Source organism: Niallia sp. Man26 (assembly GCF_022049065.2).
GTDB lineage: Bacteria > Bacillota > Bacilli > Bacillales > Cytobacillaceae > Niallia.
This window is the reverse complement of the sequence record NZ_CP095743.1, coordinates 525,778-547,739: the sequence shown is the minus strand read 5'-3', so window position 1 is coordinate 547,739 and position 21,962 is coordinate 525,778. Positions and strand designations below refer to the sequence as shown.

General features: G+C 39.7%; 17 protein-coding genes and 1 pseudogene. 5 read left to right on the top strand and 13 right to left on the bottom strand.

The features are described 5' to 3' along the window. Positions 1-53: 53 nt before the first annotated feature. The 4 genes from L8T27_RS02780 to abnB form a co-directional block, all read right to left on the bottom strand. The gene (locus tag L8T27_RS02780; protein ID WP_237940692.1) at positions 54-1,985 is read right to left on the bottom strand and encodes a BglG family transcription antiterminator; all 1,932 of its coding nucleotides are present in this window, start codon (positions 1,983-1,985) and stop codon (positions 54-56) included. A 110-nt stretch (positions 1,986-2,095) separates the two neighbouring features. Continuing rightward, on the bottom strand, positions 2,096-2,896 hold the full coding sequence (locus L8T27_RS02775) for an SDR family oxidoreductase (protein WP_237940691.1): 801 nt from the start codon (positions 2,894-2,896) through the stop codon (positions 2,096-2,098). 244 nt (positions 2,897-3,140) lie between these two features. Then, entirely contained in the window at positions 3,141-4,532 is a 1,392-nt protein-coding gene (gene rlmD / locus L8T27_RS02770) for a 23S rRNA (uracil(1939)-C(5))-methyltransferase RlmD (RefSeq protein ID WP_192486419.1), read from the bottom strand. Positions 4,533-4,678: 146 nt separating this feature from the next. Continuing rightward, on the bottom strand, positions 4,679-7,381 hold the full coding sequence (gene abnB / locus L8T27_RS28615; protein WP_282581416.1) for an arabinan endo-1,5-alpha-L-arabinosidase AbnB: 2,703 nt from the start codon (positions 7,379-7,381) through the stop codon (positions 4,679-4,681). 334 nt (positions 7,382-7,715) lie between these two features. Between abnB and L8T27_RS02755 the strand changes: the two genes are divergently transcribed. Next, complete coding sequence (locus L8T27_RS02755; protein WP_233316325.1) at positions 7,716-8,045, top strand: DUF3139 domain-containing protein; 330 nt, start codon at positions 7,716-7,718, stop codon at positions 8,043-8,045. Between the two features lie 30 nt (positions 8,046-8,075). Here L8T27_RS02755 and L8T27_RS02750 read toward each other — a convergent pair whose 3' ends face one another. From L8T27_RS02750 to L8T27_RS02725, 6 genes are all read right to left on the bottom strand, one after another. Next, complete coding sequence (locus tag L8T27_RS02750) at positions 8,076-8,891, bottom strand: DUF1385 domain-containing protein (RefSeq protein WP_248574468.1); 816 nt, start codon at positions 8,889-8,891, stop codon at positions 8,076-8,078. Between the two features lie 136 nt (positions 8,892-9,027). Beyond that, positions 9,028-9,888 carry a DNA-3-methyladenine glycosylase family protein gene (locus L8T27_RS02745; RefSeq protein WP_237940687.1) on the bottom strand — a complete coding sequence of 287 codons (861 nt, stop codon included), beginning with the start codon at positions 9,886-9,888 and terminating at the stop codon, positions 9,028-9,030. A gap of 97 nt (positions 9,889-9,985) precedes the next feature. Further along, positions 9,986-10,744 (bottom strand): delta-lactam-biosynthetic de-N-acetylase, encoded by a 759-nt coding sequence (pdaA, locus tag L8T27_RS02740; protein ID WP_237942223.1) that lies wholly within the window; start codon positions 10,742-10,744, stop codon positions 9,986-9,988. 118 nt (positions 10,745-10,862) lie between these two features. Then, entirely contained in the window at positions 10,863-12,398 is a 1,536-nt protein-coding gene (locus L8T27_RS02735; RefSeq protein WP_282581415.1) for a fumarate hydratase, read from the bottom strand. A gap of 134 nt (positions 12,399-12,532) precedes the next feature. After that, positions 12,533-12,718, bottom strand: a complete 186-nt coding sequence (locus L8T27_RS02730; RefSeq protein WP_192486424.1) for an SE1561 family protein — start codon at positions 12,716-12,718, stop codon at positions 12,533-12,535. Positions 12,719-12,921: 203 nt separating this feature from the next. After that, entirely contained in the window at positions 12,922-13,413 is a 492-nt protein-coding gene (locus L8T27_RS02725; protein WP_237940685.1) for a YtxH domain-containing protein, read from the bottom strand. A gap of 103 nt (positions 13,414-13,516) precedes the next feature. On the opposite strand from L8T27_RS02725, the gene yfkAB reads away from it, so the two are divergent. Beyond that, a complete protein-coding gene (yfkAB, locus tag L8T27_RS02720; RefSeq protein ID WP_192486426.1) occupies positions 13,517-14,641 on the top strand; it encodes a radical SAM/CxCxxxxC motif protein YfkAB in 1,125 nt (374 codons plus the stop codon). Positions 14,642-14,686: 45 nt separating this feature from the next. On the opposite strand, the gene L8T27_RS02715 is transcribed toward yfkAB, so the two are convergent. The 3 genes from L8T27_RS02715 to cax all read right to left on the bottom strand — a co-directional run bounded on the left by L8T27_RS02715 (position 14,687) and on the right by cax (position 17,695). After that, positions 14,687-15,412 carry a YfkD famly protein gene (locus L8T27_RS02715; protein WP_396953811.1) on the bottom strand — a complete coding sequence of 242 codons (726 nt, stop codon included), beginning with the start codon at positions 15,410-15,412 and terminating at the stop codon, positions 14,687-14,689. A gap of 197 nt (positions 15,413-15,609) precedes the next feature. Continuing rightward, entirely contained in the window at positions 15,610-16,221 is a 612-nt protein-coding gene (locus L8T27_RS02710; RefSeq protein ID WP_192486427.1) for a YczE/YyaS/YitT family protein, read from the bottom strand. 409 nt (positions 16,222-16,630) lie between these two features. Then, entirely contained in the window at positions 16,631-17,695 is a 1,065-nt protein-coding gene (cax, locus tag L8T27_RS02705; RefSeq protein ID WP_192486428.1) for a calcium/proton exchanger, read from the bottom strand. Positions 17,696-17,949: 254 nt separating this feature from the next. Here cax and L8T27_RS02700 point away from each other — a divergent pair, with 254 nt between their 5' ends. The 3 genes and pseudogenes from L8T27_RS02700 to L8T27_RS02690 all read left to right on the top strand — a co-directional run bounded on the left by L8T27_RS02700 (position 17,950) and on the right by L8T27_RS02690 (position 21,821). Further along, positions 17,950-18,369 carry a pyridoxamine 5'-phosphate oxidase family protein gene (locus tag L8T27_RS02700; RefSeq protein ID WP_197974718.1) on the top strand — a complete coding sequence of 140 codons (420 nt, stop codon included), beginning with the start codon at positions 17,950-17,952 and terminating at the stop codon, positions 18,367-18,369. Between the two features lie 145 nt (positions 18,370-18,514). Further along, positions 18,515-19,689, top strand: a pseudogene (locus L8T27_RS02695) (MFS transporter). Positions 19,690-19,895: 206 nt separating this feature from the next. Then, the gene (locus L8T27_RS02690; protein WP_282581414.1) at positions 19,896-21,821 is read left to right on the top strand and encodes a heavy metal translocating P-type ATPase; all 1,926 of its coding nucleotides are present in this window, start codon (positions 19,896-19,898) and stop codon (positions 21,819-21,821) included. The last annotated feature ends 141 nt before the right edge of the window (positions 21,822-21,962 follow it).

The window sequence follows — 21,962 nt, the reverse complement described above, 5'->3', positions numbered from 1 at the left end:
TCATTAAATTCTCCAGCTGCAAAGATAAACGCTTACAAAATATTGCATAACGATTAACTAAACTTACTAATCTTTTTTAAACATTCTGATACATCCTCATAATTTGCTGCACTAGCTAGCTGGTTTATCACCTTTTCGTCATTTGCTATTCGAATAATTTCATCATAAACACTCACTAGCTGATGTTCGGTCATTTCAGATTGTTGTTCTGGAATGCCTAATAAGAACATAAGTTTTATATCTTTTCCATCAGAGATTACTGTATCGGGGAAAACTCCTAGTGCCAGCTTAATTTGATCAGATTGATAATTAAAGGTATGTGGTATTGCAATGTAACGATCAAATACCATTGATCCTTTTTTCTCTCTTTCCTTAAGTCGGTTTATGAACTCATGATCCAAGTGTCCGGTCTTAACCAGTTCATCCACCATCGTGTATAAGTTATCATGATAATCAACCTTACTATTTAAAAGGAAGAAGCTTTCTTTGCTTATTAAATGATTTAAAATGGATGAATGCGAATTAGAATCAGCCTTTATCCTAAACGCTTGCATATATGCTACTTCGTCTATTTTTCGAGAAATAGCTTGTTCATCAAAGATTTCATTTATCAAAATAACCGGTTTGCTAGTTTGAATAGAAAGTTTTACTGTAGAAAAGATAATATCAAACTCATTTAGAAGTTCTTTTGTTACCTCTGTTTCTGAGAAAAGTTTTAATTCTGTCTCTTTATTGAGGATGCGCTGCAGCTGATTGGAGACTAGCTTAGCTGTTCCTCTTCCTGTTCCACAGATAACTGCTGCTTTTCTAATGCTTTTAACCTTCACTTCACTCTGCGAAATGAACACCCCAAAATAGAAAGCGATGTAACCGAGTTCATCATCTGAAACATCTAAATCATATTCCTTGTTAATGATGTCCCCTGCAATCTTTGCCATTTGAAAAGCTACTGGATACTTTTCTTTGACATCCATTAACATCGGATTTTCTATTCGCAAACCAAACATTAATCGGTTAATCATAAATGTTAAATGATATTGCAAATCGATAAAGAATGATTCATTTTCTTCGATAATATCTTTTTTGAAGCCAATATTTTCGACAATTAACTCTAGTAATCTCTTAATCTCACCTGGTATTGCAATATTTTCTATTGAGCGATTATTTGTTGGCGTCCTTCTCCCCGCGATTGGAATAGTAATGAAAATTATCTCACTTTCCGGGATTGTGATTGGAAGACATTTTTCAATGACGGCGGCAATCTCTAAACCGATTTGATAATCATGCGTATGCTTGAGCTTTAAATGACTGTCCTTTACTTTTTTTAATGGTTGATTTTTCAACAGTCGATCGAGCATTACTATTACAAATTCCATCAATCGCTTTTGTGTACTAGATTCGAAATCGTGGCGGGCAGCAATTGTTGTTATTTCTTCTTCGATGTCTTGATCTAATGGATAGGACCTGTAAATCATTTCAAAGACATTATTGATGATAAAAAAGCGAATATCCAGCTCGACACCATCTAAGCTAATTCCTGTATTTGGTTTACCATGAATTTTAAGATTATAGGCTTCCAACGATACAGAAGCTTTTTTCAATTCATTTACGAGTGTGGTTCGGCTTATATTCATCTCGTAAGCCAGCTCATCTAAAGTGATTATGACCTCATTATTAATAAGCCTTTCAATGATATAAGCTATACGGCGCTTCGATGAATCCATTAAATTTTTTTTAGAGCTGATGTGATTCATTAGAAGGTCAAAGCTAGATTGATCTTGTATGGATAACCAGAAGCCTTTGCCTCTTTTGTTATCAAGACATGCAATGCCCTCTAATTCCTCATTTACCTTCTTGATATAGTTTCGGACAGATCTAGTTCCTACTCCTAAAGCTTCTGCTAAAAACTCTAAAGAGCTATAGTCTCTTTGTTGCGATAATTCTATAATCTGAATTACTTTATCCTCTAATGTAAAGTCAGACATTCTACCACCTCTTTGCTAAATGAATGCCAAAACAGCAGGTTAGAAAAACTTAAAGTGAATGACAGTCAACCTCGTTTTAAACAATCATTAAAGGCATTCTGACTTCACTGTTAACCTCTAGATTTTCCTCCTGAAATATTCAATGTTGTACCCGTGATATAGCTGGAACGATCGGAAGCTAAATAGGTTACCAAATCGCCAATCTCTGTTAGTTTGCCTTCTCTTCCAAGAGGAATGGATTTGCTGTAATCTGTGGATAATCCATCTACAGTAACGCCGCGAGTGTATGCTAACGCTTCATTATAAGCATCTGTTCTTAAACCTGTTGTTTCAATGATACCGGGAGCAATACCAACAACTCGGATATTAAACTTTCCAAGTTCCTTTGCCCATGCACGAGTGAAAGAAATAACGGCACCTTTTGTAGCAGAGTAACAGCTTTGCCCAGCAGAACCTTCTTGACCAGCTTCAGACGAAACGTTAATAATGACACCTTTCTTTTGCTTTAACATTTCCTTAGCAGCAGCTTGAGCAAAAAGATAAGGACCTTTTTGATTTACTGCTACCATAAAGTCAAAATCACCCTCGCTCAATTCATACTCCGGTCTTTCCCCTTTATCATCCACTAACAATCTTGGCAAGTTAACACCAGCATTATTTACTAAGATATCTACAGTGCCAAACATTTCAACTGTTTTAGAAACAGTGTTATCAACACTTTCTTTATTTGTCACATCACATTTTAGAAAATAAGAACCATCTTCTCTAGCTCCTTCTTCTGCATTTAAATCTGCAACTACAACTTTAACTCCATTATTTAAAAGTCCCTTCGTAATTTCCAAACCAATACCAGAGGCACCGCCTGTTACAATCGCAACTTTTCCTTTTAAATTTAACCATGTATCACTCATTAGTAATTCCTCCTCCACATTTGTGTTTTGAAAGCACTTTCTATCACTGATTTCAGTATAGGAGGAATACTAAAATAATTTAATACAGACTTTTTCACACAAAAGTGAAAAAGTCTGTATTATTACTCTGTTTAATTAAATACATGGTTAATTAGGCATTTTGTTAGTGAAACAATACTTAAAATAAACCCTACAATCGCAAATTATTTTACGAAAGCAGGGTCTGATTTGCTTTATGTGATTGTTATTTTAATACGAGCTGTGCCACACATTCAACGTGCGCTGTGTGCGGGAACATGTCCACAGGCTGCAAATACTCTACCTTATAATCCTTGCTCAAATAATCAATATCCTTCGCCAATGTTGATGGGTTGCAGGATACGTAAATAAACTTTTTCGGCTTGACCTTTTTGATGGCGTCAAGCAGCTTACGGTCACAGCCGGTTCTTGGCGGATCGACTACTACTACGTCTGGGCGCCAGCCTTCTTCGACCCATTTTGGAAGCCAGTGCTCAGCTGTGCCGGTTACGTATGTGGCGTTTTTGATGCCGTGTCTATCGGCATTTTTTTGGGCATCGAGAACGGCTGCTTCGATTGTATCCATGCCGCGGACTTCGCTGGCACCGTCTGCAAGCCATAAGCCGATTGTTCCGACTCCGCAATAGGCGTCAGCAATCTTCTCTTTGCCTGTCAGTCTGGCTGCTTTTTTAACTTCGTCGTACAGCTTGACTGTTTGCACTGGATTCAGCTGGAAGAAGGCGCGGGCTGACAGCTCAAAGTTCAAGTCACCGAGTGTTTCCTGGATAACTTCCTCTCCTCTTAGATGAATCGTTTTCTCGCCAAATATTAAGGATGTTTTGTTGCCATTAATGTTTTGCACGAGTGACTTCACTTCAGGCAGACGTTTTTGAATTTCCGCCATAATTTGCTTTTTGCGCGGCACTTCTTTTTGGGTCGTGATTAAGACGACCTGTACTTCTCCTGATTGGAAGCCTGCTCTTGTTACAATGGTACGGACGATGCCTTTTTGGGTCCGTTCATTATAGATTGGCACCTGTAGCTCTTCTAAGATGTTGCGGACTTCTTCTGACACTTTGTTAGTGAGCGGGTGCTGAACCATACAGTTTTGGATTGGCACAAGGCGATGGGAATCAATACCGTAAAGCCCTGCGATCACTTTGCCGTTTTTTTGCTGGCCGATTTGGAATTGGCTTTTGTTACGGTAATTCCATGGGTCTTCCATACCGATTGTCGGACGGATTTCGAGATTTTCAATTTTCAGCTTAGTATGTCTTTCAAGTGATTGAATAACAATATCGCGTTTTTCGCGAAGCTGCTGATCATAAGCCAAATGCTGAAGCTGGCAGCCGCCGCATTGTTCATAAAAAGGACAAGGTGCCTGTACACGGAATGGTGATGCTTTGCGGATTTTTTTGACCTTTGCCTCTGAGAACTTCGGCATAACTTTTGTTGTCTCAACAACAACCTCTTCCCCTGGAAGGGCGCCTGGGACAAAAACGACCTGCCGTTTAAAATAACCGACACCTTCTCCGTTAATTCCGAGCCGCTTAATTGTCAGTGGGAAGGTTTGTCCTAGCTTTATTTTTACCGTGCTTGTTTGTTTAATATCATTCATTCTTTTGCTCCTGTAATTAGGTTCTATTTTTTATTCATTATAATCAGTCTAATCTGCAACCTTTATACTAATACTTCTTTATTCGATAATCTAGTTATCCTGCAAATAAAAATCCCTCAAAATGAATTCTTTGAGGGATTTTTTTCTTATTCTATTCTAGCCCTTTTCTTTTTAAAAAGAAACGCACATGCACCAATCACAATCATGGCAATACCTGCCAGTAAATAATTGAAGGAATTTGTTGCCGTATTAGGCAGTCCATGTCCTTCCCCTTTCACACTGTCCTTCTCACCATCTTCCGTCGTATTACTGCTTCCTTCTTCGTTATCATTCGTGTCATTGCCGCCACTTTCTTGACTGCCGTTATCGTCCGGTTTATCTGTTCCATCTTCTGGACTTGGCGTGCCGTTCTCATCCGGCTTGTCTATTTCTTCTTCATCATCTGGAGCTGGTGTTTCTGGTTCCGCAACTACTGGAATTGTTCCAGTAGTGTAATAGTCCTTAACCGCATCTTCTGTCAAAGCAACAGAATCATACACAAGCACTTCATCCATCAGCCCTTTGAATGGGGTGTCCCAATAATTCACACCTAGAGCGAACAGGGCATTTTTGTCTGTGAAAACATTAAAGAATTCTGTGCCGCTGAATGCTTTTTCGCCATTGATATAAATATTGATTTGTCCGTTATCAACAGTAAAGGCAATATGAGACCATTCATTGACGGGAATTTGTGTGCCTGCATCTGCATCATACCAACCGTCGCTATTCGACCAGATCATGCTGTTATTGCTGACAGCATCATTGCCTTTCGGTACAAAACTAATCCAGTTTGCATCTGTTTTGGCTCCAAAAAACGCAGACGTATAATTAGTAAGCTGCTCAGGGTTCAGCCAGAAGGATACGCTGTATTTATTGCTGGAAATCAGTCCCTTTGGCAATAGTACGCCTGATGCACCGTCAAAAATTGCACCTTGGCCAGTTTTACCTTCTGTGTAAGAAATTGTACCACCTGTGTTAGAAATGAGATTTCCTGTTGGCTGTCCATCTGCTTGCGTGCCTGTGCTGTCCTTTAAATCGCCTTCAAACGCATAGTGTGCAGCAAGTTTGCCTTGTTCCTCTGGCAAGACCGTAATCTCAAAGGCTTTACTAGCCGTAGCTTCCCCTTTTGTGATTGTTGCCGTCAATGTCACTTTAACAGCCTCTCCATTAGTCGGTCTTGTGACTTTTCCTTCACTTGTGACAACCTCTTCATTGGAGGAGCTCCAGCTAATAACCGCACCGCGCAGCCCTTCTGTTACAAGCTTCAAGTTGCTGATAACCGCTGTTGTATCACCTAAATCAAGACCAGCTTTCACTGCCTCGACTATTTCTTCATCTGATTTACTTTCCGCTTTGCTGCCCCAGACAGATACACCTTCATCTGATGTAGCTGTAAATGTCATTACATTCGATTTCGAAGTTGGGTCCCACTGGCTGACAAACACGCCATTGTATACCTTACCGTCAATCGTCAGCTCTGCTTTATTAGAACCTTGTTCCTTCCACGTACCTGAAACCTGACCGGTAATGCTTCCATCATTGTTCAAACTTATTAAAACAGACTGTTTAATGTCTGCTGAAATATCTTTGCCATGGTTAATAAACTTATAGTCGCCGGATATATCCGCTGCAGCTACATCCTGCAGGCTTTCACCAGCATATTCATATGGAGACACAACAGGCCAAGCCTCGTCGTTCATATACATTTTGTGAACACGAAGTTCATGCTGCTCTCCTCTTTCAGGAAAACGGGTATGGAAAATTAAATATTGTTCATCTGTGCTTTCATCGTAATAAACAGAGTTATGTCCTGGTGAGACATAGCCTGTGCCAATTCCTGTTCCGCTTTCCCCAATCTCTCGTTTGAACAGGTAGCTGCCCATCAGCTTAACGCCATACGGTTCAATTGATTTGTCGTCGAATAATGGCAATGTCGGATCTGCCTTTACATTCGTCATATCATTGCCTGCCGCGTCATAATACGGACCATCTGGAGTTTTTGAACGGACGACCCTCATGTTGTAGCCGCCAGTCGAATCCAATCCTCCAAACGACAAGTACATATAGTAATAATCTGTTTCCTTGCTGTATTGAATATAGGCGCCTTCAATTCTGCTGTGATTGCCGCCAAGAAGCTTTTTCCCATAGCCTTGGCCTGGAAGCTGCTTGCCTGTTACCGGGTCCATTTCAAGGATGAAAATCCCGCCGGAATAGGAGCCATACACCATCCAAAGCTTGCCGTTTTTATCGAAAAACACATCAGGATCAACAGCATTCGGATGCTTTGTCGCATCATAAATCGTGCCGTCCTCGCTTTCCTCATCCCACATGCCTGATTTCAAGATAATGCCAAGATCCTTGTATGGTCCATCTACACTATCAGAAACGGCAACACCAAGTGCTGAACGGGGAGAATCACCTTTACAGGCATTATAGTACATATAATATTTTCCATCCTCAAGCTGGATAACATCTGCTGCCCAGAGTGTATCGGACTCTGCCCAATCAAATGTTTCCTTCAGCTCTTCTAAAACATTCTCAAACAGAGGATTTTCTGCAGACACAGTGGAGGAGACTTGCTCCCATTGCATAAAATCCTTCGTTTTTGCAGAGGCAAGATGAGAACCGAAAACATAAAACTCCCCGTCTGCCTCAATAACAGAAGGGTCATGAACAGAAGCCCTTTTAAAGACCGGCTCTGTGGCAGCCTTAACTACTGCTGAATTTGTGCTTAAAAGAAAAAACTGCGGAATTACGAGAACAACTGCCAAGAAAAACATCAAAAACCTTCGAGATCCATTCCTTTTCATTGTGAATTCCTCCCTGCCGTGTCAGCTTTGTTGAGTAGCATTTATACTTGTCCATTTAAGCCAATACGGTTTCTCTATTATTGCTACGAAAGCTTATCCCCTCTTGCTTTAGCTCTATTATGTAAACACTTTCATAACTTTGATTATCGTATTACACATATACGTACGTGTCAATATATCAATTATAATTGTTCGTACATATTTACGAATAAAACAAGGAACTTATACGAATGAATTATCAAGAAACCACCTTTTTCTTTAGGTTTTTTTACCATTAAATAGACAATCTAACAATAAAAGAGTAAAATTACACTAAAATGGAGGTGTTGTAATATTGGCTAAAAATTTATTTGTTTTTTTAGTTTCGCTTGTAATAATCGGATTTTCTGTCTACCTATATGGAGAATTATACGGATTTTCTTGGATGGAAAAAAAGTCTGAAACAGCTGTGTTGCAATATTTAGAGGCTAACGGAGAACTTGAGGAAAACATCAAAAAAATAGAACCGTGGTATGATGAAAAATCAGGTCATTATTACGTCACTGTCGTATTTAAAGATGAAAAGGGTTTAAACTATGAATTTATATATAGACATAAAGAAGCAATCTTTATTAATACGTATGATAACAGCAACAATGAATATGAAGGCAAGCATCTTCAATAAAAAAACAGCTCATTTGAGCTGTTTTCATTTTTATTTAGCTGGATGAAACACTATTTCAGTTCCCTTCTTAGCGGCTTCCTCTTTGTCCATGCTTTCTTGGAGTGCAGCCATTTTCTTTAGTGACTGAATAGCTGTTTCAAGATGTTCTGCGGCAGGTTTCGTTGTGAAAAGAAGGTACTGCAGACCATATCCGATAAAATAAATCGGTCTCAACAGCTTCTTCACATGCTTGTTTCGGATGATGTACAGCTCATATGCAAGTGCCAGTACAACGAAAAACACAACAATACCGTCGATTTGATTAGAATAGGGAATAAGCCAAACCGTTACACTGAAGAGCGCAATAAAAATGACAAGATTCAAATGGCAGTCTTCACTGATGCGGGACTGGCTTTGCACATTTTTTAATGTAAGGTCTTCTCTTCTATTAAAACAGTTGGCTGCCATATGTTCGGCAGCATGGTACTTTCCGAGCGGTGTGAGCTTGTAGATCAGTAAGTATAAAATTATAAGTAGTATAACTGCTGTTTCGATCTCTGCTGCACTTAAACCTCCGATTGACCAGCTTCCTTTGGACATGACAAAAAGAAACGTAAACCCAAAAGCTAATATAGACAAAAACGACTTCCATGTATCAAGGAATGATGTGATGAAAAACCACATACCTCTGACTATCGGCACTCTTTTTAAATATTTATCGATATCAAAGTCATCTATATCCTCTTCTTCCCTCCCCTTTATTTGGTGGGTTGTCGTAATCTTGCCATCTTTTCGGATTGATTTAACACTAACATTTTTTGAATGAAACTTTACGCCATTAAAAAGCGCTTTTCCTCCATAGTTCATAAATGTCTCCATTTTTCACAAGATTTTTTTCTCTTCCTTTATATAATATATTCCCGAATTGCACAATACATGTGTTAGCATAATCATGTTTGTCTAATTTTATAGACGTAAAGGCTTATCCGTTGGTTTCATGAAATCATTCAATACTTCGCCATAAATATAAAGAAGCATAGCTTAAATATGGCTCCCAAGCCGGAATCATTGCCTCCATTTGCTCTTTTGTCGGCTTGGCCTTTAAGCCAAGCAGCTTTTTTAAGGAATTTTGGATGCCGATATCTGCAATCGGGAACAGATTTTTCCTTCCTAGCCCAAACAGAAGCACATTTTGAATTGTCCATTGCCCAATTCCTCTGTACACTATCAGTTCTTTCATAATTTCTTCCTCTGTTTTATCATGCAGACTCTCTATATTCAGTCTTCCTAAAGCAATCTCCTTCGAAATATCAATGATGTATTCAGCTTTTCTTGTACTGAATTGCAGCTCTCTTAAGTTTGCCACTGTAAGGCTGGCAACACGTTCTGGTTCCGGGTAAAACCATGCTCCGTCTTTTTCAAATCCATATGTTTTCACAAATCTTTCTGTCAATATATGGGCAAACTTTAAATTAAGCTGCTGATGGATAATGCACTTCACAAGACAGTTATATGGATGGAAATCAAGGACAAGCGGTGTTCCGAAATGGCTGTTAAACAGCTCGTGTAATTGTGTGTGCTGGAAATGTTCATGCACCTCGATAAGAGAGCTTTCCCATTGAAAAATCCGCGTCAGCTCTCGAATAACACTCTCTTCAAATTCGTCCGTATAGCCTTCTATTTGGAATGCTGGCTTCTCTGTTGTGCCAATCGCTTTTACAGTTGTAACCATTTGCTTTTGACCAATAACAAGCGGAACTTTAACAGACCTCTCCTGAAAATCTATTTGCTGCAACGGATCTAACGCTAATCGGCTTAACACAAGATCAAAATTATATGGTCCTGCAACTGGAAGAATATGCAATAGAATCACCTGTTCTGTTTTCCACTCATTATAGCATGGATATATGTGGAAGTTCTATGCATTAACTAATCTTTACAAAAAAAGAAAAAAGCCCGATTTAATTCGGACTTTTCTCTTTAGCTTTTTGCTGCTTTTCCATAAAGTCATCAAGGCTTTTAAAAGTATAGCCTCTTTTCTTTAAGTCTTTAATCGCAGCTTCTAACGCATCTGCATTATCTTTTGATACAGTATGCAAAAGCATTATGCAGCCAGGATGCGCCTGCTTCATCATATTGTCGTAGCTGTATTGCCAGCCCCTTTGCTGATCGGTTTTCCAGTCAACAAACGCTAAAGACCAGAACACTTGTGTATAGCCGAGATCTTTAGCAAGCTTCAAAGTACGTTCACTAAATACACCGCGGGGAGGCCGTAAGTATTGCATCCCTTTTTTGCCTGTAATCTCTTCTGTTTCTTTCGCCACCTTATCCAGTTCCTCTTTTAGTCTAGAATCAGATACTTGTGTGAAATCAGGATGATGGTACGAGTGATTCCCGATAATATGCCCTTCATCAGCCATTCGTTTCACCAAATCTGTGGCGCTTTGTAAGTAATGTCCTGTTACGAAGAAGGTTGCTGGTACCTTTTCTTTTTTCAGCACATCAAGGATTTTCCCTGTATAGCCATTTTCATAGCCATTATCAAAAGTTAAGTACAATACCTTCTCATCGGGGCTGTCCTTATAAAATGCTCCATATTTCTGGAGAAGTTGATCAAGCGGCTGCCCTGCTTCTGCCGGCTGCTCATTGCTTGATTTTTTGAAGCCCCAATGCTGAGGCTGGTTGGAAACGTTCGCCAGCACAGGATGCTGTACTAGCATAAATAATGCAAAAAAAGCACATATTAGTTTAAACTGCTTCACCTTTCTCCCTCCTTTATAAGCTATCTAAGCTTATTATTTGTTGTGACAGAGGGAGTATGATTGGTAAATTAAACAATCAACTATAGACAGCTTCCTTGAACTGAGAAAGTTTTTCCAATGATGACTTCTCTATATCCTCGTGCAAGGAATTGCCGTGTGAATCCATTGTTACAACGGCACGGAAATTTTCGACTTGAAGATGCCACATTGCTTCCGGTATGCCGAATTGCATCAGATCAACACCTTGAACAGACTTAATGCAGTCAGCGTAATATTGAGCAGCTCCGCCGATTGCATTTAAATAAACACCGCCATGCTCGCCTAATGCTTTTAAGGTTTTGGGACCCATTCCGCCTTTACCCATAACAGCGCGGATGCCGAATTTTTTCATAATATCGCCTTGATACGGCTCTTCACGAATACTCGTTGTTGGTCCTGCTGCCTTTACATGCCATACATCATCTTCACTTTTAAGCATAACCGGACCGCAATGATAGATAATTTGTCCATTTAAATCAATTGGTGAATCGTTTGTGCTCAAATATTTATGGATTGCATCTCTGCCTGTATACATCATTCCGCTGATTTCAACTACATCGCCGACCTTTAAGGAACGGATTTTTGCTTCTGTTATTGGTGCTGTCAGCTTAATAACTTTATCCTCTTCTTGTGAATCAGCTTCTTGTTTGCCTGCAAAGTTTATTTTCTCTCCATCATCATATTTCCACGCAAGTATACTGCCTGATATGGCGTCAATCTTAATTCCTAAGCGGCGGAATGCCCAGCAGTTATAAGCGACAGAGACAAAGAAACTTGCTGGAATACGGTTCATCACACCAATCTTGCAGCCAAGCAAGGTTGTTTCACCGCCAAACCCCATCGTACCGATTCCAAGCTTATTAGCATTTTCCAAAATATACTCTTCTAAGGCTGCAAGCTCTGCGTTTTCATTGATATCATCTACGGAACGGAAAAGCTGCTCCTTAGCCAGATCATAGCCGCTTGAGCGGTCGCCGCCGATGCCGACACCGATAAAGCCTGCACTGCAGCCTTGCCCTTGGGCCTGGTAAACAGAATGGAGGATGCATTTACGGATACCGTCCAAGTCTCTGCCAGCTCGGCCAAGACCATCAAGCTCACAAGGCAGGCTGTACTGGATATTCTTGTTTTCACAGCCTCCACCTTTAAGAATAAGGCCAATGTCTATGTAGTCTTTTTCCCATTGTTCAAACTTAATAACAGGCGTTCCTGCTCCTAGGTTGTTGCCGCTGTTATCTCCTGTCAGTGAATCAACAGAATTCGGGCGAAGCTTCCCCCTTTGTGTCGCCAATTCCATGCACTCATAGATTACAGCTTTTATTTCAAGCTGATTTGTACCGACTGGTGTCTTAATTTTAAAGGTAGGCAGACCGGTATCCTGGCAAATGGGCGATACTTCCATATCTGCCATGCCTATATTGGCTTGAATTGTATCAAGGCTCATTGCCGATCTTGTTCCTGCGTTTTCCCTTAGCGCTGCCTTTTTAATAGCGCGGCGGACATCTTTTGGAAGATTTGTGGATGTTTCTTCAATCAACTGATAAATGCTTGTTTTTAAATTCTTGATATTCACTAATTTTCTCCCCCTCAACCCTTTTAACGATCTTTCTCTTAAATTATACTCTTACATCGGAGTTTGTGAACAGTGTACTGAAATCGTTTACATAAATACTAACAAAAAAAGCCCCAACTGGAGCTCTTCGCTAATTAAATGTCTCTATGTTTAAATTCATTGCATTTCGATTCAATATCGTCAATCATTTCAATCAAGCGGTCAATATCCTCAAGCTCCGCTTCTTCTGGATCAATCGCATCCAATACATCAAGAAACATATTTAATCTCGTTTTTAAAAAATCAACTTGTTCATTTTTGTCTGTAATCGAACTGCCCAACAAAAATCTCTCCTTTCACTCTCATATCCATCGTACCGAAAATATTAGCTTCCGGCAATCTTTTTCCTCTATTCTATATGTTTGCTCAATTCCGCTGATTTTACACCTGTGCTTCTCTTTCCTTTCTAAAAAAAGTCACCTATAGGCATTATAGGTGACTTTTTTTATGTTAAACTATACTATACGTGCGTCTGCTCACATAATTATAGGGTAGCCTTTTCCCTTTCCATCAGGGAGTGGTCCTGTGCGACTACTGGCAACAGCTGATTGTCACTGGATGAGTTTCCGTTCATGCCAATCTGTTCTTTTGTCTGTTGCAATTTATGTTGGATAGACTGATATTGGCGTTTCGATTGAAAGTAAAGCTGCTTGAAATCGCCTGCTATTTCTTTTAAATCTTGTGTCCTTGCATTGATTGTGTTTTGAATATGCTGAAACATTGTTTGGCTGTCATTCATAACCTCTCGCATTGTATCACTTAAATAATGCAGTTTTTCACTAGTATCTTGCTTTACCTGACTAGGGTTTTCTCTCAGCTCATGCACAAGCTGGTTGGTTGATTCCTTCCACTGCTTCACTTTCACCTTAGCATTTGTCCTTGTTGTACGGTCCATGAGGGATAATGTTGTCCCAATGACACTTCCAATGACGATTCCAGCCAATAGTTTACTGTTTCCCTTGTTTTCATTAGACATAAGATCATCTCCCTTTTTATTATCATTACTTGTCTTTTCCCGTCTAATGAATACTTAAACAAGCGGGCGCTTTATTTCGCAATTTTTTTAAAGGAGCAATATCATGATTTCTCAAAAAAATCCGATTGTAAACCCTAAGAATGATCCTTGGGAAGCTTATATGGATATAACTCAGCATGGAGGGCTGACACTCTCCAATATAGAATTTACGACAACAACATTATGTAATATGCGCTGTGAGCATTGTGCTGTCGGCTACACCCTTCAGCCGAAAGACCCGAATGCATTGCCGATTGATCTGCTTTTAAAGAGACTTGATGAGATTCCTCATCTCCGCTCTATGAGCATCACAGGCGGTGAGCCGATGATGAGCCGCAGATCTGTCGAAAACTATGTTGTTCCGCTGTTCAAATATGCCCATAGCAGAGGTGTAAAGACACAGATTAACTCCAATCTGACACTAGGTCTTGACAGATATGAACCAATCATTCCATATTTAGATGTTTTGCATATATCTCATAACTGGGGTACGGAAGAGGAGTTTGCTGAACGAGGCTTTGCGATGATGGCAAGAAAGCCGTCTTACGAACAAAGAGGCAAACTTTTCAAAAATATCATTACTAACAGCAGGGCATTAGTGGAAGCAGGTGTGGTCGTTTCTGCAGAAACGATGCTGAATAAACAGACACTTCCTTACTTAGAGCATATTCACCGTCAAATTGTTGATGAGATGAAATGCCAACGCCATGAAATACATCCAATGTATCCATCTGATTTCGCTTCAACGATGGAAACATTAACACTGGAGGAAATGCGTCAAAGCATCCATCACTTGCTAGACATAAGAGATGAAAATGTCTGGATGCTGTTTGGAACACTGCCATTTTATCCATGCAGCAGTACAAAAGAAGATCAAGAGCTGCTGAAACGCCTGTATGCAAGTAAAAATGTTACTGTCCGCAACGATCCTGACGGCCGTTCCCGTCTGAATGTTAATATCTTCTCAGGAGATGTTATCGTTACAGACTTTGGGGATACACCACCATTAGGTAATATTCAAACAGATAACCTGGAAGATATATTCCAAAAATGGCTGGCAACAGATTTAGCATCTTCCCTTAACTGCCACTGCCCAAGTGTGCAATGTTTAGGTCCAAATGTGCTTGTTAAAAACAGCTATTACCGAGATATTGATTTCTCGAAAAAAGCAGCATTAATTCAACGTTAAAAAAGTGAGCAGCTAATTAGTCTGAACTAATGCTGCTCACTTTTTTTATTTCGGCTTTTCGCTGGCCACAAATCCGAAGGAAACATGATCTTGAACTGGAATCCATGCACCAATACCTTGGGACGTTACATTTTTAACGACAATTGATTTCTTTCCGCCCTTCAGCATTAAATACACTTCTCCATAAGTGACCTTTCCTTTTTCATTCACAGCAGGTGCGTATCCATATAAATAGCCTAATCTTTTGGCAGGAATATTATAAATCTGGTCTTTTTTCGTGCCAGTTCCTATCACTGTTTCAAAAGCAAGCGGCAGCCCGGAGTTCTGCATTGCTTTGAGCATCATCATTTTTTTGACTTCCTCTGCATTCGGAATTTTTGCAGTCAGGCCGCCTCTGATGATTTTCTGAGACTCTTGCACATAGTGTATTTGATATGGCGCTTTTCCGCCTCTGTTGTCATAAAAGTTTGTGTTTATCTTTTGATACTCCCAGTTAGGGGCTGTTTCTGTTGATTCATAATTTAATGGCCATTGACCCAAATAGACAATCGCCTTATATCCTATCGCAAATGGTGTGCTGTTGACCGTTGTCTCATTCAGCATGCGAATTAAGTCAGGATTTTCAATTTTCACCCTTGAAGAATCAATAAGCGTCTGTGTCAGCTCACTCGGCTGCAGCTTCGGCAAGTCCTGCGAAGGATTCGGATATGTGTTTTCCTTTGTGATGTTCATAGCTGAATTCGGAATGGCAACCAGTTTTGATTTTGGCATATCTTGCTTGTCTTTCGGTTTTTCTGCAAATGCTGGCGCAATGTTAGGCAGCATCATTAGAAAAGCTAGTAGAATAATACCAATTCGTTTCAACAAATTAAAGAACTCCTTTCAAACATAACAGTAATATTTACTGTTATTTTTTTCGGAGTTCGCCTAGATTATGCTTCCTGTCAAAAACAATTTTTTGCATATCTTTATTTAAGCGCTAATTTGTCCATTATTCCACAGCAAAGCGGATGAAACACTTGAATGGCAGGTCCGATTCCAAGAGCAATAATCACTGTCCCGACCCCAATTGGTCCGTTGACTAAAAAAGCAAATACTAATGCCAAAACCTCGCCGATCAGCTTGGAAGCCATGATATTAAGTCCAAATCGCTCTTGCAGGCTGACCATGAACTCATCAATCGGATTCAGCGGAAAGCTTGCCTGCAAATAGGTAGCAATCCCTAAGCCGATAATAGCGAGTCCAGCAATAAGCAGAAGCAGCTGATTAAGGAAAAGAAAATAATTAAAGACATTCGTAAGATGCGCCATCCAAAAATCTACGAAAAAACCTAAAATGAACACAGTGAATAATGACAGCAGCTCAGGTTTTCTCATCAATAGAAGTGCATTGACAAATATCAGCAAGATGCCGATAATAACTATCCAGCTGCCAATTGTCAAACCTAACAATGCTGACAAGCCTACATTTAAAGCATCCCATGGCCCTGCCCCTAAGTTTGCCTTGATTGTCAATGTCGCGCCGAATGACAAAATCAATAGTCCGATACCATAAAAAAGACTGCGGTAAACCATCGCCATTCTCCTAACTCCCCTCCCGTTTTAATGCTCGTCTTTTATACTTATGCCCACGTCACAGCAAACTTGTACAAAAATGTAAAAAATAAATTATCAGAATATTTACATTTATTTAAATTTATATTATACTAAGCTTATCAAACAAAAGGAGGGCAGCTAATCAAATCGCTTATTACAAAAGGAGGATAGACCATTTTTGGCAAAGCATCAGTTTAGTAAGTACAGTATTGTCTACTTAAAAAGAATTGGTGGTGGTCTTAATGGAAGCGACTTGATTTTGTCCAAGAACACATAAGCACACAATTATATACTTATCTTTTCATTTAAACTTAAAGGAGAATGCCTTCTAAAAAAACCCGTCCAGCTGTAAAGAAAGCTGGACGGGTTTTCTGTTTATTTAGGGCGAAAAAACTTACAACAAGTAGAATCCTACTCCCATAATCAAGTAGGCAGCAAGCAATGTTGCTCCTTCAAACCAGTTTGTTTCTCCGTCATTCGATATAATAATCATGAGCAGTACAGCTGATGCCATGGATACTAATTCTGGAAGGCTAAAAACAAGGGACAAGTTTGTCGGGAATAAAAGGGACAGCAGTACAAGCACCGGTGCCACAAACATCGCAACCTGTAAGGTTGAACCGATTGCGATTTCAACAGAGATGTCCATCTTATTTTTATACGCCATAAGCACTGCCGAAGCATGCTCTGCCGCGTTTCCGACAATCGCGACAATAATAATCCCGATAAACAGCTCTGACCATCCGAATGATTCAGCTACAATCTCAAATGTATGTACAAGATTTTCAGAGATATAGGCTACCGCTAATGTGGCAAGTGCAAGTATTAGGACACTGCGCTTCACGGTCCACTCAGGCTCCTCATGATGGCTGCTTTCTGTACCTTCTTTGTTCTCAGATTGGTATACTCCCCTGTGTGTAACAAGCTTAAAGAATAGTGCTGCTAAATATAACAAAATAAGGATAATGGAAATTCCCACACTTAACGTTAAGGTTTCTGAGTCATCCATTGATACGGAGAAGACCTCTGGAATAACAAAGGCTACGATAACAGCAAACATCAGCAAGCCAGAATTATGTCTTGCATCAAACACATTATATGTTTGGACCTTGTACTTAAGGCCCCCAATAAAGAATGACAGCCCTGCAACAAGAAGCAGGTTTCCAAGAACGGATCCTGTTAAGGAAGCTAAAACAACCTCTGTCAGTCCTTCTCTCAAAGCAAAAATTGCAATAATCAGTTCGACTGCGTTTCCAAACGTGGCATTCAACAGCCCGCCGATTCTCGGTCCAGCGACAATTGCTAAACTTTCAGTTGCTCTTCCCATAAAGCTAGAGAGGGCAATGATTGTTAGACAGTACACGATAAACATTACAATACTCGGCCAGTGCAGCAAAGAACCAATAATAGATATTGGAACGCCGATGAGGACTGCCACGGTAAAGATTTTATTCACCATTTTCCCCACTCCTTTTATTTTTAACAATTAACATTCCCCTGTTTATAAATTTCCTAAACATTTTTTAAAAACTTCTCCTCTTTTTAGGCTGTAATACTCCTTTATAATCCGCATTACAGACCAATATATTTCAGCTTTATCTAAACCATTCCATAATATACCAACAAAATCAGCTTTTTTCAATAGATAATAGGGTATATAAAATATAGACAAACCACCCATACTAACTAAGAATGGAAAGGAGTTTTTTTATAATGAATGACGCATTACAATCAAAAATACTGGAACTGCTCGATAATCACAAAATAGGCACATTGGCAACCATACAAGACGATAAGCCGTACAGCCGGTTTATGCTGTTCTTTCACGATGAATTGACTCTTTATACAGCAACGAATAAGGAAACACATAAAGTCGATGATCTCGGCCAAAACCCTAATGTCCATATACTGCTTGGTGTTCAGGATGCTGGATTTTCTGGTGCCTACTGTGAAATTGAGGCAACAGCTACAATTGAAGATTCTAAAGAGAAAAAAGAAAAATATTGGAGTGACAAGCTTAGCAAATGGCTGGGCGGTCCAGATGATCCAAATTATGTGCTGCTCCACTTGAAGCCGCAAAAAATCCGCTATTTCGCTGATTCTAGTTCTAAAGCAGAGGTTTTAGAGCTGTAATAAGATAAGAAAGCTGCCGCAAATTCTGCGGCAGCTTTTTCTTCATTATAGGGATAATTTTCTTGTTGCCAATACTTCCCTTTTTAAGTTACCATCATTTAGGGATACTAAATTTTTTCTACCACCATAAGGAGTATTTTACATAATGACTAAAAATAAATTTGCGATTTTAATCAGCATTGTCTCCATCTCTGGCTTTAGTCAAGGAATGCTGCTTCCGCTGATTGCTGTCATCTTTGAAAATGACGGCCTGTCCTCCAGCATGAATGGATTAAATGCGATAGGCTTATATATCGGCATCCTGCTCATCTCACCATTTATGGAATACCCGCTTCGCAAATACGGGTACAAACCAGCTATCGTTTTCGGCGGATTGCTCGTCATTATTTCCTTGGCTTTGTTTCCACTATGGAAAACATTCTGGTTTTGGTTTTTACTGCGTCTATTTATCGGCATTGGCGACCACTCTCTCCATTTCGCTACACAAACATGGATCACTACTGTATCCTCTGAAAAGAACAGAGGCAGGAATATTTCCTTATATGGAGTTTTCTTTGGAATTGGATTCGCTGTAGGACCACTAATGACACCATTAGTGAAAGTAAATGAAGCATTTCCTTTTATGCTTTCATCTGCTCTTTGTTTCACAGCGTGGATTTTCACTTTGTTTTTAAAGAACGATTTCCCTGAGCAGACAGCTGAAGCTAATAACTTCAAAGAGACGATTTCCCGTTTTTCTGCTGCTTTAAAATATGCCTGGGCTGCTTTTCTTCCACCGCTTGCATATGGTTTTCTGGAATCAAGCCTAAATTCAAGTTTTCCTGTTTACGGACTCAGACTAAATTTCGAGGTTTCTGAAATCTCTATTTTATTAACCTGCTTTGCGATAGGGGCGATTGTGTTTCGTTTCCCCTTGGTATTTTAAGTGATAGTTTTGGCAGAAGAAGAACTTTAGTTACAATCCTTTTTGTCGGCTTTGCCTGCTTCCTGACAGCAAGCATGGTGGAACATACCTTTATTGGTCTCGCTATCTGTCTGTTTGCCGCAGGTATGGCAGTAGGCTCTACCTTCTCTTTGGGTGTCAGCTATATGACTGATTTAGTTCCGTCGAGTTTATTGCCGACAGGAAATCTTTTGTGCGGGATGGCATTCAGCATCGGCAGTCTGACAGGCCCTTATCTAGGCGGACTATTTATAGAATATGTGAATCATCTTAGCTATTTCATCGTCATAAGCATAATGCTATTAATCCTAGGCTTAATCATCTTTATTTCTGGCAGTCAGAAAATCCAGAAAGAAGTAAATTCAGTCCCAAATTAAGGCAAAAGTATACCAAGTGCTTCCGTTTTATGTTAGGATAGGAATAACTAAATAGTAACGAACAGCAGGAACCTCTATTTTTCTATATGAGAGCCTGCATAAATTTTGCTGTCACCTATACAGGTGGCAGCTTTCGTGTTTTTTAAGGGTAATGAAGCTGATTATCTTTCTCATGTACAGATGATAAAACTAAAGGAGGAATAAATATGTTGACGGAAACGAAACCACTTGCACATAAGGGTTCTGAATCACCTTCCCTATTTTCCGAAAAGATTATGCCGCATCTTGAACTAATTGCGGCAGGTATAAGCGGTCTACTCATTTTAACTGGGTGGTTTATGGCCCATCAGGAGGAACAAACATTATCTGTTATCTCCTATGTGCTCGCCTTTATTATCGGCGGTTTTGCTAAAGCAAAAGAAGGCATTGAAGAAACCATTGCCAATAAGGAATTAAATGTGGAAATGCTGATGGTTTTTGCTGCAGTTGGTTCTGCGATAATTGGCTATTGGACAGAGGGTGCCATTCTTATCTTTATTTTTGCAGTTAGCGGAGCACTGGAAACATACACGATGAATAAAAGTCATAAAGAAATATCTGCATTGATGGATCTACAGCCTGAAAAAGCCTGGAAATTAAATACTGACGGTACAACAGAATTAATTCCTGTCGCTGAACTCTCCATCCATGACAGAATATTGATTAAACCAGGTGAAAGAGTGCCGGCTGATGGAAGAATATTATCTGGAACAACTTCTATTGATGAAGCGGCAATTACGGGGGAATCACTGCCTGTTATAAAAGACAGCTCTGATGAGGTTTTTGCGGGAACAGTGAATATAAGCGGCTCTATCACAGTAGAAATTACGAAAAATGCACATGAGACACTCTTTCAAAAGATTATCGCTCTAGTTCAGTCAGCGCAGAGTGAAAAGTCTCCTTCGCAAGCATTTATTGAAAAGTTTGAGGGCACTTATGTTAAGGTCGTTTTGAGCATTGTTGTTATTATGATGTTCCTGCCTCATTTCGTACTAGGCTGGAGCTGGAATGAAACATTTTACAGAGCAATGATTCTTCTTGTGGTCGCATCCCCTTGCGCCCTTGTTGCAAGCATCATGCCAGCTACTTTATCCGCTATATCTAACGGAGCACGAAACGGAATATTATTTAAAGGCGGCATTCATTTAGAAACTTTAGGTGCAGTGCAGGCTATTGCCTTTGATAAAACTGGAACACTTACAAAAGGAATGCCTACAGTAACAGATATCCACGTTAAACAAGGATATTCCGAGGAAGAAATTCTTTTGTATGCTGCAAGTATTGAAAATCACTCTACTCATCCGCTTGCAAAAGCAATTGTCGAAAAAGCTGCCGCAACCATCAATAAGCCGCTCCTTACGCTTGATAGTGTTCAAAATCTGTCTGGCTTTGGTGTAACTGCACAACTAGACGATAAAGAATGGAAAATCGGGAAGGCAGAATTTGTTGGTCAAGACAGTGCTCTAAGCTTTAACCCTACTCTTTTTAATCAGTTGTCAGAGAGTGGGAAAACCGTTGTGTTCGTCAAAGCTGGAGATGAGATTATCGCTTGCATCGCCTTAAAGGATATTGTCCGCACAGAGGCTAAAGCTGCCATTCAATTATTAAAGGACTATCAAATTCATACTATCATGCTTACAGGTGACAATGAAAGAACAGCGAATACAATCGCCAAAGAAAGCCATGTTCAGGAATATATTGCAGAATGCCTTCCTGAACAAAAGGTTAGTCATATAAAAAACCTTAAGGAGCGTTATCCGATTGTGGCGATGGTCGGTGACGGCATCAATGATGCCCCGGCATTAGCGACAGCAAATGTTGGTATCGCCATGGGTGGCGGCACAGATGTTGCCCTTGAAACAGCTGACATTGTCTTAATGAAAAATGACTTGCCAAAGATTGCTGAAGCGATAAAATTGTCAAAACGAATGAATGCTATAATTAATCAGAACATTATATTTTCGATATCTGTAATTATGCTGCTTGTAATATCAAATCTTCTTCAAGCAGTAGACCTTCCATTTGGGGTGATTGGCCATGAAGGCAGCACCATTCTTGTTATATTAAACAGCCTCCGTCTTTTAAGAGGCTAAAAAAAGGCAGCCAATTGGCTGCCTTTACTTATTTAGTGATAACCATTTTGTCCATTTGAAGAACCAGATGTTTTATGCTTCGGCTTACTTTTACTGTTTTGTTTAGTCTTTTTGCCCATTCGTTATCACCTCTTCAGTAAT